This window comes from Aquabacterium sp., from assembly GCF_036279675.1.
Taxonomy (GTDB): domain Bacteria; phylum Pseudomonadota; class Gammaproteobacteria; order Burkholderiales; family Burkholderiaceae_C; genus Aquabacterium.
The window spans coordinates 1-15,313 of the sequence record NZ_DASUIS010000139.1 but is presented as its reverse complement, the minus strand read 5'-3'; the positions used below and the strand labels follow the sequence as shown (position 1 = coordinate 15,313).

General features: G+C 64.1%; 15 protein-coding genes and 1 pseudogene. 11 read left to right on the top strand and 5 right to left on the bottom strand.

Annotated elements, in window-relative coordinates:
• The first annotated feature begins 10 nt into the window (after positions 1 to 10).
• From ribD to VFW93_RS16035, 6 genes are all read left to right on the top strand, one after another.
• Positions 11 to 1,147: a bifunctional diaminohydroxyphosphoribosylaminopyrimidine deaminase/5-amino-6-(5-phosphoribosylamino)uracil reductase RibD gene (gene ribD, locus VFW93_RS16060; RefSeq protein WP_329694967.1), complete on the top strand. Its 1,137-nt coding sequence runs from the start codon at positions 11 to 13 to the stop codon at positions 1,145 to 1,147.
• Positions 1,148 to 1,228: 81 nt separating this feature from the next.
• The gene (ribBA, locus tag VFW93_RS16055) at positions 1,229 to 2,344 is read left to right on the top strand and encodes a bifunctional 3,4-dihydroxy-2-butanone-4-phosphate synthase/GTP cyclohydrolase II (RefSeq protein WP_329694966.1); all 1,116 of its coding nucleotides are present in this window, start codon (positions 1,229 to 1,231) and stop codon (positions 2,342 to 2,344) included.
• A gap of 82 nt (positions 2,345 to 2,426) precedes the next feature.
• Positions 2,427 to 2,891, top strand: a complete 465-nt coding sequence (gene ribH, locus VFW93_RS16050) for a 6,7-dimethyl-8-ribityllumazine synthase (protein ID WP_329694965.1) — start codon at positions 2,427 to 2,429, stop codon at positions 2,889 to 2,891.
• A 38-nt stretch (positions 2,892 to 2,929) separates the two neighbouring features.
• On the top strand, positions 2,930 to 3,424 hold the full coding sequence (nusB, locus tag VFW93_RS16045; protein WP_329694983.1) for a transcription antitermination factor NusB: 495 nt from the start codon (positions 2,930 to 2,932) through the stop codon (positions 3,422 to 3,424).
• Positions 3,425 to 3,508: 84 nt separating this feature from the next.
• Entirely contained in the window at positions 3,509 to 5,011 is a 1,503-nt protein-coding gene (locus VFW93_RS16040; protein WP_329694964.1) for a serine/threonine-protein kinase, read from the top strand.
• Positions 5,012 to 5,030: 19 nt separating this feature from the next.
• On the top strand, positions 5,031 to 5,531 hold the full coding sequence (locus tag VFW93_RS16035) for a TssQ family T6SS-associated lipoprotein (protein WP_329694963.1): 501 nt from the start codon (positions 5,031 to 5,033) through the stop codon (positions 5,529 to 5,531).
• Between the two features lie 34 nt (positions 5,532 to 5,565).
• Here VFW93_RS16035 and VFW93_RS16030 read toward each other — a convergent pair whose 3' ends face one another.
• Positions 5,566 to 7,038: a Ppx/GppA phosphatase family protein gene (locus tag VFW93_RS16030; RefSeq protein WP_329694982.1), complete on the bottom strand. Its 1,473-nt coding sequence runs from the start codon at positions 7,036 to 7,038 to the stop codon at positions 5,566 to 5,568.
• 169 nt (positions 7,039 to 7,207) lie between these two features.
• Here VFW93_RS16030 and VFW93_RS16025 point away from each other — a divergent pair, with 169 nt between their 5' ends.
• Positions 7,208 to 7,987 (top strand): ZIP family metal transporter, encoded by a 780-nt coding sequence (locus VFW93_RS16025; RefSeq protein WP_329694962.1) that lies wholly within the window; start codon positions 7,208 to 7,210, stop codon positions 7,985 to 7,987.
• Positions 7,988 to 8,002: 15 nt separating this feature from the next.
• Here VFW93_RS16025 and VFW93_RS16020 read toward each other — a convergent pair whose 3' ends face one another.
• On the bottom strand, positions 8,003 to 8,896 hold the full coding sequence (locus tag VFW93_RS16020; protein ID WP_329694961.1) for a DMT family transporter: 894 nt from the start codon (positions 8,894 to 8,896) through the stop codon (positions 8,003 to 8,005).
• A gap of 71 nt (positions 8,897 to 8,967) precedes the next feature.
• Complete coding sequence (locus VFW93_RS16015) at positions 8,968 to 10,092, bottom strand: aromatic ring-hydroxylating dioxygenase subunit alpha (protein ID WP_329694960.1); 1,125 nt, start codon at positions 10,090 to 10,092, stop codon at positions 8,968 to 8,970.
• Between the two features lie 410 nt (positions 10,093 to 10,502).
• Between VFW93_RS16015 and VFW93_RS16010 the strand changes: the two genes are divergently transcribed.
• From VFW93_RS16010 to dxs, 3 genes are read left to right on the top strand one after another with little or no spacing between them, the layout of a single operon-like run.
• Positions 10,503 to 10,760: an exodeoxyribonuclease VII small subunit gene (locus VFW93_RS16010; RefSeq protein ID WP_290675114.1), complete on the top strand. Its 258-nt coding sequence runs from the start codon at positions 10,503 to 10,505 to the stop codon at positions 10,758 to 10,760.
• The gene (locus VFW93_RS16005; RefSeq protein ID WP_329694959.1) at positions 10,757 to 11,683 is read left to right on the top strand and encodes a farnesyl diphosphate synthase; all 927 of its coding nucleotides are present in this window, start codon (positions 10,757 to 10,759) and stop codon (positions 11,681 to 11,683) included. The genes VFW93_RS16010 and VFW93_RS16005 overlap by 4 nt, the downstream gene beginning before the upstream one ends.
• Before the next feature lie 31 nt (positions 11,684 to 11,714).
• On the top strand, positions 11,715 to 13,613 hold the full coding sequence (gene dxs, locus VFW93_RS16000) for a 1-deoxy-D-xylulose-5-phosphate synthase (RefSeq protein WP_329694958.1): 1,899 nt from the start codon (positions 11,715 to 11,717) through the stop codon (positions 13,611 to 13,613).
• Between the two features lie 21 nt (positions 13,614 to 13,634).
• On the opposite strand, the gene VFW93_RS15995 is transcribed toward dxs, so the two are convergent.
• The gene (locus VFW93_RS15995) at positions 13,635 to 14,144 is read right to left on the bottom strand and encodes a hemerythrin domain-containing protein (protein WP_329694957.1); all 510 of its coding nucleotides are present in this window, start codon (positions 14,142 to 14,144) and stop codon (positions 13,635 to 13,637) included.
• Positions 14,145 to 14,310: 166 nt separating this feature from the next.
• Here VFW93_RS15995 and VFW93_RS15990 point away from each other — a divergent pair, with 166 nt between their 5' ends.
• Positions 14,311 to 14,709 (top strand): GtrA family protein, encoded by a 399-nt coding sequence (locus tag VFW93_RS15990; RefSeq protein ID WP_329694956.1) that lies wholly within the window; start codon positions 14,311 to 14,313, stop codon positions 14,707 to 14,709.
• Positions 14,710 to 14,790: 81 nt separating this feature from the next.
• Here the strand turns inward: VFW93_RS15990 and VFW93_RS15985 are convergent.
• Positions 14,791 to 15,313, bottom strand: a pseudogene (locus VFW93_RS15985) (argininosuccinate lyase); the annotation flags it as partial.

Sequence of the window (15,313 nt, the reverse complement as noted above, 5' to 3'; positions counted from 1 at the left end):
ACCAGACAACATGGATGACGACTTTCTCCTCAAGGCAGCAGGCCTGGCCAGGCAAGCCATCGGCCTGTCCGAGCCCAATCCCCGCGTAGGGTGTGTGCTGGTGTCGCCCTCGGGCGAGGTGCTGGGGCAGGGGCACACCCAGCAGGCGGGCGGGCCTCATGCCGAGGTCATGGCCCTGCGCGATGCCGAATCGCGAGGGTTGTCCGTCGCTGGCGCCACCGCTTATGTGACGCTGGAACCCTGCGCCCATCACGGCCGCACGCCACCTTGCGCGGATGCCCTGGTGCGTGTGGGGGTGGGGCGCGTGGTCATCGCCTTGATGGATCCCAACCCACTGGTGGGCGGCAAAGGGGCGGCGCGCTTGCGTGAGGCCGGGATCCAGGTGGACGTGGTGCCGCCAACCCATCCGGCTGCCGTGGCCTCATGGGAGCTCAACATCGGTTTCCTGTCCCGGATGGTGCGCCAGCGCCCCTGGGTTCGCATGAAGATGGCTGGCTCGCTGGATGGGCGCACGGCGTTGAGCAATGGGCAGAGCAAATGGATCACTGGTGAGGTGGCCCGGGCCGACGGGCAGGCCTGGCGTGCACGCGCTGGCGCTGTGTTGACCGGTATTGGCACCGTGCTGGCTGATGACCCCAGGCTGGATGTGCGCGCCATCGACACGTTTCGCCAGCCCTTGCGTGTGGTGCTGGATGCTCATTGGCGAACGCCGGTGAACGCCAGGATCTGGGATCTGCCAGGCGAGGCGCTGGTGATCGGTCTGGTTGGCTCGCCGGAAGACGAGGCGGCGCAGGCGCGGTATGACGCCCTGGTGGCGGCGGGCCGTACAGTGCTGGTCTTGCCTGCGGATGAGAGCGGGCGCCAGGTGTCGCTGCCGGCCGTGCTGGCCGAGTTGACGCGGCGCCACGTCAACGAACTGCACGTCGAGGCGGGGGCGCAACTCAATGCCGCCTTGATGGCCGCCGATCTGGTGGACGAATACCTGCTCTACCAGGCACCCAAGCTCATCGGGCCGGGGCGTGCGCTGGCCGAATTGCCTGCCTTGGCAGATCTGGCTCAGGCCGTGACATTGCAATTTCACGACGTGCAAATGGTGGGCGATGACCTGCGCATCCTCGCCCGCCCGCCTGGGCGAGGGCGGTTCTGATCCACGAAAGCCCCCGCAATCCTTTGCGGCCACCCCGTGTTTTCCCCCAAAACAGGGCGCCGGCCCGCCTACAATCGCGGGATGCCCATTTCACCCATCCCCGAGCTGATTGCCGAACTCGCCGCTGGCCGCATGGTCATCCTCGTCGATGAAGAGGACCGCGAGAACGAAGGCGATCTGGTGCTGGCGTCTGACCACGTCACGCCCGAAGCGATCAACTTCATGGCCAAGTATGGCCGTGGCCTGATCTGTCTGACCCTGACGCGCGAACGCTGCGAGCGGCTGCAACTGCCGCCCATGGCCACCCGCAACGGCACCAAGCATGGCACGGCCTTCACCGTGTCCATCGAAGCTGTTGAAGGCGTGACCACCGGGATCTCGGCCGCTGACCGCGCCCGTACCGTGGCCGCTGCCGTGGCACGTGATGCCAAGCCCACCGATCTGGTGCAGCCTGGTCACATCTTCCCGCTGCAGGCACAGGATGGCGGCGTGCTGATGCGCGCCGGGCACACCGAAGCCGGCTGCGATCTGGCTGGCATGGCTGGCCTGACGCCGTCTTCCGTGATCTGCGAGATCATGAACGACGACGGCACCATGGCCCGTCTGCCCGATCTGGAGGTCTTCGCCAAGGAACATGGCATCAAGATCGGCACCATTGCCGACCTGATCCAGTACCGCAGCCGCAATGAATCGCTGATCACCAACCTGGGCAAGCGCGTCATGCAGACGCCCGAGGGTGAGTTCGAGGCCAATGTGTTCCGCGATCGCACCGGTGCCCTGCACCTGGCGCTGACGCTGGGCAACTGGACTCAGGACGACGAAGTGCTGGTGCGCGTGCACGAGCCCTTGTCCGTGCTGGACTGGCTGGACGCCGGCAACCGTACCCACTCGTGGGCACTGCCCAAGGCCCTGTCTGCCGTGCGTGAAGCCGGTCGTGGCGTGATCGTGCTGCTCAATGCGGGCGACGATACCGAGCAACTGGGCGAGCGCCTGCTGCCCAAGACACCGGTTCAAGCGCCCAAGACCCCCGTCGATCTGCGCACCTACGGTGTGGGTGCCCAGATCCTCAAGACGCTGGGTGTGCACCGCATGCGCCTGATGGGCAACCAGCAGCGCCTGCCGAGCATGGTCGGTTACGGCCTGGAAGTCACGGGCTTCCTGACGGCCGATGGCCAGACCTTGGCACCATCACATTGAATTTGGTTGAGATCGCGCGCTGTTAGCTCTTAATTTCGCTCTTTCTGTTTGAAAACTCGCTCTTTATCTGGAATACAAAACTATGCAAGGCGCTGACAAAGGACAAGCCAGTCGACTGGACGGCAAGGATCTGCGTGTCGGGATCGTTCAGGCTCGCTTCAATGACGAACTGACCTCCCGCATGGCCTCCAACTGCATCGACGAACTGGTCAAGCTGGGCGTGTCTGCCAAGCACATCCAGCACGTGACGGTGCCTGGCGCACTGGAAGTGCCCGTGGCCCTGCAGGCCATGGCCGACAGCGAGCGTTTCGATGCGCTGGTGGCCCTGGGTTGCATCATCCGCGGTGAAACCTATCACTTCGAGCTGGTGGCCAACGAAAGTGGCGCGGGCGTGACCCGTGTCAGCCTGGATCACCATGTGCCAGTGGCCAACGCGATCCTGACCGTTGAAAACCAGGAGCAGGCCGAGGCCCGCGTGGACGAAAAAAGCCGTGACGCCGCCCGTGTGGCCGTCGAGATGGCCAATCTGCTGGATGACCTGCTGTGAGCCAAACGCCTGAATCCAACGCCAAGCCGGACGCGCCTCTGGAAGGCCGCCCCGCCCGCAAGTCGGCCTCGGGCGCGCCTTTGCGTGACCGTGCCAAATCTTCCCGCCGCCGTGCCCGCGAGTTCGCGCTGCAAGGCCTGTACGAGTGGCAGATCAACACGCGTGATGCGGGTTCGGTCGATGCCCACATCCGTGAGCAGGACGAATTCGCCAAGTGCGATCGCGCCCATTACGACGCGCTGCTGCATGGTTGCATTGAACAAAAAGTGCAACTGGATGCTGCATTGCTCAAGTTTCTGGACCGACCTGTCGAAGAATTGTCGCCTGTCGAGCATGCCGTGCTCTGGATCGGTGCGTACGAGCTGACGCATTGTCTGGATGTGCCATACAAGGTCGCCATCAACGAGGCGGTCGAGCTGGCCAAGAGCTTCGGTGGTACCGACGGGCACAAATACGTCAATGGCGTGCTGGACCATCTTGCGCCCGGCCTGCGTCCTGACGAGGTCAAAGCAGCACGTCCTGCCAGGAAGTAAAGGGCGTTTTATCGGGGTACTCGGTACGTGTCGGAGCCAACTCAACCAGCGGTCACGCAGCCTTATGACGAGGAGGCTGAACGCTTGGCGGACGATCACATCGACACCATCGCCGAGACACGCCCGCTGCCCGAGCCCGAGACTGTGTCCGCGGCGCGCGGGCGCCCGGATCTGCTGCCCAGCATCGGCCACATCGGCCGCTATGCGCTGAAATACAAGATTGGTGAAGGTGGCCTGGGGACCGTGTACGCGGCCCATGACCCTTTGCTGTCTCGCCTGATCGCGATCAAGACGCTGCACGTGGACATGTCGCCGGCTGATCGGGAACAGTTCAATGCGCTGTTCCTGAACGAGGCCAAGGCGGCCGGCAGCTTGAATCACCCGCACATCGTGACGATGTACGACGCGGGCACGAGCGAGCAGGGAACCTATATCGCGATGGAGTTGCTGCGCGGCAAGGACCTGCGGCAGTTGCTGGCCATGGGCTGGAAGCCGACGCCGGCGCAGTCTGCCCTGATCGTGCGCCGTGTGGCCGATGCGCTGTCCTATGCGCACCACAAGGGCGTGATCCACCGCGACATCAAGCCCGCGAACATCTTCATGGTGGGGCGCACGCAGCCTCGTGTGCTGGATTTCGGCATCGCCCGTATCCGTCAGGCGGAGTCGCTGGCGCAGCGTGATGATCCGCAAAGCCGGTTCCAGGAAATCGTGGGTGGCTCGCCTTACTACATGGCGCCCGAGCAGGTGCAGCACAAGCCAGTGGACCGGCGCGTGGACGTGTATGCGCTGGGCGTGGTGTTGTACGAACTGCTGACCTTCAAGCGCGCCTTCAGCGGCAACAGCCTGGAAGAGATCGCGGATGCGGTGCTCAGCAAGCCTGTGCCGCTGGTGCACGAGGTGAACCCGGATGTGCCCAAGGTGCTGTCCGAGATCGTGGCGCGCGCCATGCATCGCGATCCGGAGCAGCGTACACGCTCGGCCAGGCGCTTGTCCGCCGAACTGCGCTCGTGGCTGGAAGGTGTGGAAGGGCGCCAGGATGCGGCGGCCTTCAGTCGCAGTGGCATGGGTGCACGCGTTGGCCGGCCCGGTTTGTGGACCGTGGCAGTTGCCGGATGGCTGGCCGCCTTGCTGGGCGTGGGGTGGTTGATCTACCAGTCGCGAACGAGCCATGTGCCGGCCGCGCCAGTACCGGATGTCCGGCCGTCACCGGTGGCGGCCAAGCCAAGCGAAGCTGTTGTGGTGGCTTCGGTCAAGCCTGCACCGGCTGAACCGGTGGCCAAGGTGCCCGCCGCTGTGACTGCCGTGGCTCAGCCGGTGGCTGCCGTGGCTGCTTCGGCTGCACCTGTCGCGTCGGCAGTTGTGCCAAGCGTGGTGCCTCAGGCCAATGGCACCTTGAAGCTGGCCATCAGCCCATGGGGCGAAGTGCTGGTGGATGGCCGCGCCGTGGGTGTGGCGCCCCCCTTGCATCAGCTCAGCCTTTCACCTGGCGCGCACGTGATCACCATTCGTAACGGTGACTCGCCTGATTTCCGGCAGACTATCGAGGTGCGTGCCGACAAGGTTGTGCACGTGAAGCATCAATTCTGAAAATCAAGATCGCTGAGTCATGAAGTCTGAAAGCGTTGCCCGCAAGGGGTGGGAGTGGAGCACGGTCGCCATGCCGTTTGCTCTGGTTGCGGTGGCCGGTTTCCTGTCGGCTTGTTCTTCAACAAAGGGCTATGAGCAGTCCAAGCCTGCGGTCACGCCTGCCACGCCTGCCGTGGTCGCTTCCGCGCCTGCGCCGGCAGCTGAAGAGCCTGTGGTCAAGAAGCCCTCGGCGGCTGACATGGCACTCGCGGACGGCCTGAAAGCCTACCAGGCCGGGCAGTACAAGATGGCCGAGACTCAGCTGAAAACCGCGCTGCAAAGTGGCCTGACTGCCCCTGCTGACGTTGCGAACGCCAACAAGCATCTGGCTTTCATCTATTGCACCAGCAAGCGCGACACGCCTTGCCTGGCGGCCTTCAAGGCTGCGAAGGCCGCAGATCCATCTTTTGCCTTGAGCAAGGCCGAAGCCGGGCACCCGATGTGGGCCCGGACTTACAAGAAGGCCCTGGGCCTGAAGTAAGCCTCGCGCCTGTCGCTGGGGCCGGCTGGCCAGATCAGGCCAGCACGATCTCCAGCTGCCTGTCCCCCTGACCCGCCCAACGGCGGGTTTCTTCATCCAGCAGGTGAATCGTGCGCGGGTGTTGAATGGCCCATCGGCGATTGAGGTGCAGCCTGGCTCGGCCGCCGCGTACGCGCTGCAGCGAGGCCACCTTCTCGGGCAGGTCGATGCGGGCGTGATGCAGGATGGTGGCCAGGCGCAGGCACAGCACCTGAGACATGAAGGCCGTGTCGTGCAGGTGTTCGGCCAGCTTGATCAACTCGCCGCGTTGCCCCAGTGCCAGTGCCGCCAGCCTGCGCAATTGTGATTGCGAGAAGCCTGAGGCATCCACATGTCCCAGCAAGTAGGAGCTGTGGCGGTGGTGATCGTGGTGGGACACCATCATGCCGATTTCATGCAGGGCGCTGGCCCAGCCCAGTTCGCGCGCATCTTCACCATCGGCACTGGCTGCAGGTTCTTCCAGGCTTTGCCACAGCGCCAGAGCGCGTACGCGCACGCGCTCGGCGTGAGCGGCATCCACACGGAAGCGTTGTTGCAGTTCACGTACCGAGGTATCGCGCGGGTCGGGCAGGCGGTGGTTGCGCGCTGCTTCCAGGCGCTCTTCCAGATCGAAGATCACGCCCTGGCGCAACGCTCCTTTGGCTGGGCGCAAGGCTTCGATGTCGAAATGCTGCGACAAGGTGTAGAGGATGGACAGGCCGCCGCCCAACACGGCCTTGCGCTCGGGCTTGAGGCCAGGCAGGTTGAGGTTTTCCGTGGAGCCGGCTGCAATGCATTGCTCGATGCACCAGCGCAGCGATTCGGGCGTGATGCAGCCATCGGTGATGCCGTTTGCCGCCAGGATCTGCGACACCGCACCCACCGTACCTGATGAGCCCAGCGCCTCCTGCCACAGGTGGCGCCCGAACAGCGTCAAGGCCTCCTCCAGTTCTGCACCGGCGGCAATCTGCGCGGCACGGAAGTTCTCTGCGGTGTAGCGCCCCTGCGGGAAGTGCTGCATGGACAGGCTCACGCTGCCCACGCCGAACGATTCGGCTTTCTGCGGCGTGCGGCCGTGCCCCAGGATCATCTCGGTGGAACGGCCACCAATGTCGATCACGAGGCGTGGCAACTCGCTGGGTTGCAGGCGGGATACGCCTTGATAGATCAATCGGGCTTCTTCTCGGCCGGAGATGACCTCGATCGGGTGGCCCAGCACGCGGTCGGCACGTTGCAGGAAGGCATCGCGGTTGCGGGCTTCGCGCAAGGTCTGGGTGGCCACGGCGCGAACCTGCCAGGGGGCAAAGCCTTTGAGCTTGATCGCGAAGTGCGCCAGGCAGGCCAGCCCTCGCTGCGTGGCTTCTTCGGTGAGCAGGCCGCGCGCATCCAGACCGGCGCCGAGCCGCACGGTTTCCTTGAGATAGTCCACCCTCTTGTAGCGGCCCTTGACCAGCTCGGCGATTTCGAGCCGGAAGCTGTTGGAGCCCATATCGATGGCGGCCAGCAGGTGAGGGAAGCGGCTGTTGTCCAGACCTGGGGTCTGGGTCTTGCTTGTTGTCTTGGCAATGAGCTTTTCCATGAGGCTTATTCTCCCCGCTTTGCGTGACGAATCGGCCCTTTCAAAAGGCTGTAGTTGACAGGATTGCTAAGATCAACGCATGACTTTGACTTACATCGTGACCGCGACCTTCGTGGGCGGTCTGATTTCGGTGCTGCTGGCAGCAGCCCTCTCGGCACCTTTGCTGGGCCTGATCGTTCGCCATCTGGTGAGCCTGTCCACTGGTGTGCTGCTGGGCACGGCCTTGCTGCATGTGTTGCCGGAGGCCTTCGAGTCGGGCAAGGATCCTCAAGGTCTGTTCCTCACCTTGCTGGGCGGCTTGCTGTTCTTCTTCCTGCTGGAAAAGGCCGAGCTGTATCGCCACGGGCATCACCATGAGCACGATGGGCACCACCACCATCATCACTTCGACCGCGAGCAGGCTGGGCGTGGCGGATGGAGCGTGCTGGTGGGCGATTCCATCCACAACTTCTGCGATGGCGTGCTGATTGCGGCCTCTTTCCTGGCCGATCCTCATCTGGGCTTCGTGACATCACTGGCCATCATCGCGCACGAGATCCCGCAGGAGGTGGGCGACTACATCGTGCTGATCAACGCGGGCTTCTCGCGTATTCGTGCCCTGGTCTACAACATGATCTCGGGCATGGCCGCCGTGGTGGGTGGCTTGCTGGGCTACTTCCTGATCGTGCCGTTCAAGGAATACCTGCCCTACATGATGGTGGTAGCCGCCAGCAGCTTCGTGTATGTGGCCGTGGCTGATCTGATCCCGCAGTTGCAAAAGCGCCTCAATGGCCGTGACACGGTGCTGCAGATCTTCTGGCTGGCCGCTGGCCTGGTGATGATCGCCTCGATCGTGCATGGCATTCACGATCCCCATTGAGTGAGCGCCTGTCGTTCAGGCCGGTTTGTCGCTGGGCTTGAGGCGCGTTGACGCGATGCCTGCGCCAATGATCAGCGCCATGCCGATCATGCCGTCCACGCTGAGTTGCTCGCCGAAGAGCAGCATGCCGAACACGCTGGCATGCACGATGCCGAGGTATTGCAGGCTGGCGTTGACCAGCATGCGGCCTTGTGCGTAGGCACGGGTCATCAACAATTGGGCGATGGTGGCGAAGATGCCGACCCCGACGAGTGCGGCCCAGGCTTCAAGCGGGATGCTCGCCATCGGCGTGTGGTTGGCCTGGCCCGGGATCAGCCAGATCAGGGCGCCCAGTACGGTGCCTGTCAGCGAGAAATAGAACACCACACGGACTTCCGGTTCGCCTGCGCGCCCCAAGGCGGTGACCTGCACATAGGCCATGGCCGCCAGCATGCCCGAGAAGATGCCCAGCATGCCAGCCGCGATCTGATCGCGTGCCAGTGTGGGGTGCAGGACCAGGCCCACGCCCAGGAATCCCACCAGGATGGCGATGATGAGGCGTGGGTCGACTCTGGCGCCGCCCAGCAGGCCGGAGCGGATCAGCAGGTAAGCCGCCATCCACACCGAAGACATGTAGTTGAGCGTGACCGCCGTGGCCAGTGGCAAGGTGCCGATGCAGTAGAACCACAGCGACAGCGCAAACACGCCTGCAAAGCCTCGCTTGAGATGCAGCATGGGCACCTTGGTCTGCAGGCTGGAGCCTGAACCCCAGGCGATGGCCGCCATCATGACGGCTCCCACCAGGCCACGCGCACTGACCACTGCGGCCGTGCCGAAATGCGCCGAAGCCAGCTTCACGCACACGCCCATGCAGGCGAACAGCAAGGTCGCCAGCACCATCTGGGCATAGGGTGAGACGCGGGGCTTCATGGGTACATCAAGTGGCATGAAAAAGCCGCCCTGCAAGGCGGCTTAGGTGTCGTGTTCGTCGGCAGGGCGCTTCAGTCCTTGAAGTTCATCGTGCGCCTATACCACTCGTGGAAGTGCTGCATGCCGTCTTCCATGGGGCTCTGGTACGGGCCGACTTCGTTGTCGCCACGCGCCAGCAGGGCCTTGCGGCCGGCGTCCATGCGCTCGCCGATCTCGTCGTCCTCGATGCAGGTCTCCATGTAGGCGGCTTGCTGCGCCTCCACGAATTCGCGCTCGAACGCCACGATCTCTTCGGGGTAGTAGAACTCCACCACGTTGAGCGTCTTCTGGGGACCTTGCGGGTACATGTTGGACACCACCAGCACGTGCGGGTACCACTCGACCATCATGGTCGGGTAGTAGGTCAGCCACACGGCGCCCTGGTTGGGCTTTTCGCCGCCACGGTAGTTCATCAGCACTTCGCGCCACTTCTTGTAGACGTCGGAGCCGGGCTTGTCGAAGGACTTGGCCACACCCACGGTCTGCACCGAGTACTCCTGGGCCATGTCCCAGCGCAGGTCGTCGCAGGTCACGAAGTTGCCCAGTCCAGGGTGGAAGGGGCCGACGTGGTAGTCCTCCAGATAGACCTCGATGAAGGTCTTCCAGTTGTAGTTGCACTCGTGCAGTTCGACCTTGTCGAGCACGTAGCCGCTGAAATCGAGATCGCCACCGGGCTTGAAGCGCGCGTCGATGCCGGCCAGATCCGCGGCGATGTCGCGGCCGTTGTCTTCGAACAGCAGGCCGTTCCAGTTGCGAACCTTGTAGTTGTTGAGGTTCAGGCAGGGATCGTGGTCGAAATGCGGCGCACCGATCAGTTCGCCCTGGTGGCTGTAGGTCCAGCGGTGCAGCGGGCAGACGATGTTGTTGCGGCTGTTGCCACGACCCTTGAGCATGATCGCCTGACGGTGGCGGCACACGTTCGAGATCAGCTGGATGCCGTCGGGCGAGCGCACGAGGGCGCGGCCTTCGTTCTCCTGGGGCAATGCGTAGTAATCGCCAACCTCGGGCACGCTCAGGGCGTGACCCAGGTAGCGAGGACCGGACTGGAAGATGCGCTCAAGCTCCTGTTGGTATAGCGACTCGTCGAAGTAGACGGACACGGGCAGTTGCGTGTGACTGCGGCTGAGGGCGTTGAGTGCGGTACTCAGGTCGGACATGATCCCCAGGATCTCCAAAAACCAATGTCAACCCCCCTTGGGCTTGAAGCAAGCGCCAAGGGTTTTGAACAATCCCTGGCATGACCAGGGGCCTGAAGTTTCCCGCCTTTGTGGCGCGCCGTGGCGTGCCACGGCCTGACGGGCGGCATGCCAACCCCGAACCGACCAGGCTGAAACCTGCCGGTGATGAGGTGAGCCAGCGCGCGGCTGGGTACGGGAAAGCCCGAAATTGTACCCTCTGGGGGGAGCGGGGGCCAAGACCGGGGGCTGCGTCAGGTCAAATGGGCTGACCGGCCACCTAGTCCGGGGGGCGGGCTCAGGGGGCTGAACTTGGCAGTTCTTGAGCGCAACAGGGGCGGCTGGAAATAGAATACGCGTTTGCCCTCAACGGGGGCCTCTCAGACCACGCCATGGCCAAACCCGCCAAAACCATCGCAGCCGCCACCGCCGAGACCCCTCCCATGCCCGCCAGTTACGAAGAAGCGCTGGCCGAACTGGAGCAATTGGTCGGCAAGATGGAAGCTGGCGCCTTGCCGCTGGACCAGTTGCTGGCCAGTTACCAGAGAGGCGCTCAGTTGCTGCAGTTCTGCCGCACGCGCCTGGAGGCCGTGGAAGAGCAGGTCAAGCTGCTGGAAGACGGGCAACTCAAACCCTGGGACGTTGCATGAGGCCTGAAGTGTTCAAGGACTGGTCGGCCCAGGTGCTGGCCCGTGTGGAGTCGGCCCTGAGCGAATGGGTGCCCGCGTCGGCACCTGCCGGCCTGGGTGATGCGATGCGCTATGGCGTGCTGGATGGCGGCAAGCGCCTGCGTGCCTTGTTGGTGCAGGCTGCGGCCGATGCGGCTGGTGCCGGCGCGACCGCACAGGGCCGTGATGCCGCTTTGCGTGCTGCCTGCGCTGTTGAGCTGATCCACGCCTACTCGCTGATCCACGATGACATGCCCTGCATGGACAACGACATCCTGCGCCGGGGCAAGCCCACGGTGCACGTTCAGTTCGGCGAAGCGCAAGCCATGCTGGCCGGCGACGCCATGCAGGCACTGGCCTTCGAGGTGCTGACGCCCGATGTGGACGAGGGTGCCGCCACCGACCCCGTTCTGCAGGCGCGCCTGTGCCGTTTGCTGGCGCGTGCGTCCGGGCAGTCGGGCATGGCCGGCGGGCAGGCGATAGACCTGGCCAGTGTGGGTCACGCCCTGGATGAAGCCACCTTGCGCGACATGCATCAGCGCAAGACAGGTGCCTTGCTGCGCGCCAGCGTGCAGATGGGCGCCGCCTGTGCCGGCCTGCAAACGGACAGCGCGGCGTGGAAGGCCTTGACCGAGTATGGTCATGCGATGGGCCTGGCGTTCCAGATCGTTGATGATGTGCTGGACGCGACCCAGGGCTCCGAGACCCTGGGCAAGACGGCAGGCAAGGACGCCGATGCCAACAAGCCGACCTATGTGAGCCTGCTGGGCCTGCAAGGCGCCCGCGATGAAGCGGATGGCCTGTTGCAGCAATCCCTGGCTGCGCTGGCTCGCAGTGGCTTGTCTGCGGTGGACACGGCAGCGCTGGCGGCACTGGCCGAGCGCATCGTGCACCGCGATCACTGAATAAAAGAAATCCCTCCAAGGACCTTCCAACATGAGTTACCCCCTGCTGTCCAGGATCGACAAGCCCGCCGACATCCGGCACCTGTCCCGGTCCGAGCTCAAACAGCTGGCGTACGAACTGCGCGATTACCTGCTGCACAGCGTGTCCCGCACGGGCGGTCACCTCTCGTCCAACCTGGGCACGGTCGAGCTGACCATTGCCTTGCACTATGTTTACAACACGCCGGACGATCGCCTGGTGTGGGACGTCGGCCACCAGACCTATCCGCACAAGATCCTCACGGGGCGCCGTGACCGCATGCCATCCTTGCGCCAGCTGGGCGGCATGAGCGGCTTCCCGCGTCGTGACGAGAGCGAGTACGACACCTTCGGCACGGCCCACTCGTCCACATCCATCTCGGCCGCACTGGGCATGGCCCTGGGTGCGCAATTGCGTGGTGAGGCCCGCAAGGCCGTGGCCATCATCGGCGACGGCGCGATGACCGCCGGCATGGCATTCGAAGCCTTGAACAACGCCGGTGTGCCGCATGCGGGCAAGATGCCCAATGTGCTGGTGGTGCTCAATGACAACGACATGTCGATCTCGCCGCCGGTTGGTGCCCTCAACCGTTATCTGGCTCGCCTGATGTCAGGCCGCTTCTACACGGCGGCACGCGAGAGCGCCAAGCAGATGCTGCGCAATGCGCCGCCCCTGTTCGAGCTGGCCAAGAAGCTGGAAGAACACGCCAAGGGTATGGTCGTGCCGGCCACGATCTTTGAAGAGTTCGGCTTCAACTACGTGGGCCCCATTGATGGCCACGATCTGGATTCGCTGATTCCCACGCTGGAGAACCTGCGTGATCTGGAAGGTCCGCAGTTCCTGCACGTGGTGACCAAGAAGGGCTATGGCTACAAGCTGGCCGAGGCGGACCCGATTGCCTATCACGGGCCAGGCAAGTTCGACCCGGCCGTGGGCCTGGTCAAGGCGCCGGCTGGCGCCGAGCCGCCCAAACCCACCTTCACACAGGTGTTTGGCCAATGGTTGTGCGACATGGCCGCAGCGGATCCTCGCCTGGTGGGCATCACGCCGGCCATGCGCGAAGGCTCCGGCATGGTGGAGTTCCACCAGAAGTACCCGGGCCGCTACTTCGATGTGGGCATCGCCGAGCAGCATGCCGTGACCTTTGCCGCCGGCCTGGCGTGCGAAGGCCTCAAGCCGGTGGTGGCGATCTATTCGACCTTCCTGCAGCGCGCCTACGACCAACTCATCCATGATGTGGCCATCCAGAACCTGCCTGTGGTGTTTGCGCTGGACCGCGCCGGCATCGTGGGTGCTGACGGCGCCACCCACATGGGTGCGTTCGACATCGCGTTCACGCGCTGCATCCCGAACATGAGCTTCATCGCGCCGGCTGACGAGGCCGAGTGTCGTCAGGCCCTCAGCGCTGCTTATGCGCAGAACCACCCAGTGGCGGTGCGTTATCCGCGTGGTGCAGGCGCAGGCGTGCCCGTGCCGACCACCCTGGATCCGCTACCTTGGGGCAAGGGTGAAGTGCGCCTGCAAGGCACGCAAACTGCGGCTGGCCAACGTGTGGCCATCCTGGCCTTTGGCACCTTGCTGCAACCCGCCTTGAAAGCTGGTGAAGCCTTGGGTGCCACCGTGGCCAACATGCGCTTCATCAAGCCGCTGGATACCGAACTGGTGGCGCAACTGGCCAGGGACCACGACCTGCTGGTGACGGTGGAAGAAGGCTGCGTGCAAGGTGGCGCGGGTGCCGCCGTGGCCGAAGCGCTGGCCGCCGCCGGCCTGTGCAAGCCCATGATGATGCTGGGCTTGCCGGATCAGTTCATCGAGCACGGTGAGCCTGGCAAGCTGCTGGCCATGTGCGGGCTGGATGCCGCGGGTATCGAGCAGTCGGTGCGCACGCGCCTGGCCGCAGCTCAGGCTTGAGACCTCAGGGTCGCTTCTGGATCAGGATGCGGTAGAGGCTTCTGCCGAGGCTTCGCTGTCGCTGCTGCTGCAACTGCCGCCGCAACCGGAGATGGCTTCTTCTGGCAGCTTGTCCGGGTTGCTGATCTCGCCGGTTTCCGGGTCGTAGCCCATGCTCTTGAGGTGCAGGGCCAGGCCGAAGTCCATGTTCTGCGCGTGATGCGGGAACCAGATCGTGAGCTCGTGTGCCATCTGGCGGATCGGGGCGAAATCACCCGTCTGCCCGAGCGCTTCGCCTTCACGCAGCACCTTGAGCACCACGGCATGCTGGGAGCTGTGGCAGTTGCCGGGGGCAAAACCGGTGTCCTTCATCCACTTGTCTTCGCGGGCAAAGTGATCGTCTGTGTGGGCGATCAGGGCTTGCCAGTTGGCCAGCAGGCTGGCGTCATCCGAGGCTTCGACCTTGGCCAGCAGGTCGACAAATTCCTGGTGGGTGGTGTCCATCACGGGCATGGACAGGGACAGGGCTTCAGACCAGACAAGCGTAGACATGGCAGTGGTTCCTCAGTGGGCCCTTGTGGAGGGAAGAGGGCCTTCAATCATTGAGGGGCGAGCGTAGCCGCTGGCCTGCCGTGAGGTTTTGCGCTGGCGCAAGGGCCGTGCAAGGCTGGCGTCTCGAGCAGGCTAAGATGGCCGCCGTTTCACGATGAGGTCCACCTTGCTGCAGCGTTTTCGGTCATTGATCCTGTTTTGTGTGTCCGGTGGGCTGGCGCTGTTTGTGGACATTGGTGTGCTGTACGTGAGCCGGCCCTGGCTGGGCAACTATGGCGGTCGCGCGCTGTCCTTCCTGGCCGCGGCCACTTTCACCTGGCTGTTCAACCGCCACATCACCTTCAAGGGGCCGAAGGAGGGCAGTGTGCTCAAGGAGTACCTGACCTACCTCTCGTCCATGCTGGTGGGGGGCGCCATCAACTATGGCGCCTATGTGGGCAGTCTGCAGGCCTTCGATGCCGTGCGCGCGCAACCCGCCTGGGGTGTGGCGATCGGCAGCCTGGCCGGCCTGGTGTTCAACTACCTGTCGGCGAAGCGCATCATGATGAAAGGTACGAAGGCCTGATCATCAGGCGCCAAAGCAAAAGGCCGTGGGCGTGTGCCGCACGGCCTTTGTCATGTGGCGTTGGCGCGCCGTGGTTCTGGATCAGACCAGACGTGCGCGATGGCGTGCCACCTGCGCACGCACTTGTGCCGGTGCTGTGCCGCCCAGCGTGTTGCGGGCGTTCAGCGAGCCACGCAGGCTCAGCACCTCGTACACGTCCTGCTCGATGGTGGCGTTGTAGCTCTTGAGCTTGTCCAGGGGCAGCTCGGACAGGTCCACACCAGCGGCGATCGCGTCCTTCACGGCGTGCGCCACCACTTCGTGCGCATCACGGAAGGGCAGCCCCTTCTTGACCAGGTAGTCGGCCAGATCTGTGGCGGTGGCGTAGCCCTTCTTGGCAGCGCGCTCCATGGCTTCGGGCTTGACGGTGATGCCAGCGGCCATCTCGGCGAAGATGCGCAGGGTGTCCTTCAAGGTGTCCACGGTGTCGAACAAGGGTTCCTTGTCTTCCTGGTTGTCCTTGTTGTAGGCCAGGGGCTGGCCCTTCATCAGGGTGATCAGGCCCATCAGGTGGCCCACCACGCGGCCGGTCTTGCCGCGCGCCAGTTCGGGCACGTCGGGGTTC

Excerpts from the sequence above, each read along its gene's own strand:
- ribD (WP_329694967.1), top strand. The coding sequence starts at position 11 with ATGGATGACGACTTTCTCCTCAAGGCAGCAGGCCTGGCCAGGCAAGCC.
- ribBA (WP_329694966.1), top strand. The coding sequence starts at position 1,229 with ATGCCCATTTCACCCATCCCCGAGCTGATTGCCGAACTCGCCGCTGGC.
- ribH (WP_329694965.1), top strand. The coding sequence starts at position 2,427 with ATGCAAGGCGCTGACAAAGGACAAGCCAGTCGACTGGACGGCAAGGAT.
- VFW93_RS16035 (WP_329694963.1), top strand. The coding sequence starts at position 5,031 with ATGAAGTCTGAAAGCGTTGCCCGCAAGGGGTGGGAGTGGAGCACGGTC.
- VFW93_RS16030 (WP_329694982.1), bottom strand. The coding sequence starts at position 7,038 with ATGGGCTCCAACAGCTTCCGGCTCGAAATCGCCGAGCTGGTCAAGGGC.
- VFW93_RS16025 (WP_329694962.1), top strand. The coding sequence starts at position 7,208 with ATGACTTTGACTTACATCGTGACCGCGACCTTCGTGGGCGGTCTGATT.
- VFW93_RS16020 (WP_329694961.1), bottom strand. The coding sequence starts at position 8,896 with ATGAAGCCCCGCGTCTCACCCTATGCCCAGATGGTGCTGGCGACCTTG.
- VFW93_RS16015 (WP_329694960.1), bottom strand. The coding sequence starts at position 10,092 with ATGTCCGACCTGAGTACCGCACTCAACGCCCTCAGCCGCAGTCACACG.
- VFW93_RS16010 (WP_290675114.1), top strand. The coding sequence starts at position 10,503 with ATGGCCAAACCCGCCAAAACCATCGCAGCCGCCACCGCCGAGACCCCT.
- VFW93_RS16005 (WP_329694959.1), top strand. The coding sequence starts at position 10,757 with ATGAGGCCTGAAGTGTTCAAGGACTGGTCGGCCCAGGTGCTGGCCCGT.
- dxs (WP_329694958.1), top strand. The coding sequence starts at position 11,715 with ATGAGTTACCCCCTGCTGTCCAGGATCGACAAGCCCGCCGACATCCGG.
- VFW93_RS15995 (WP_329694957.1), bottom strand. The coding sequence starts at position 14,144 with ATGTCTACGCTTGTCTGGTCTGAAGCCCTGTCCCTGTCCATGCCCGTG.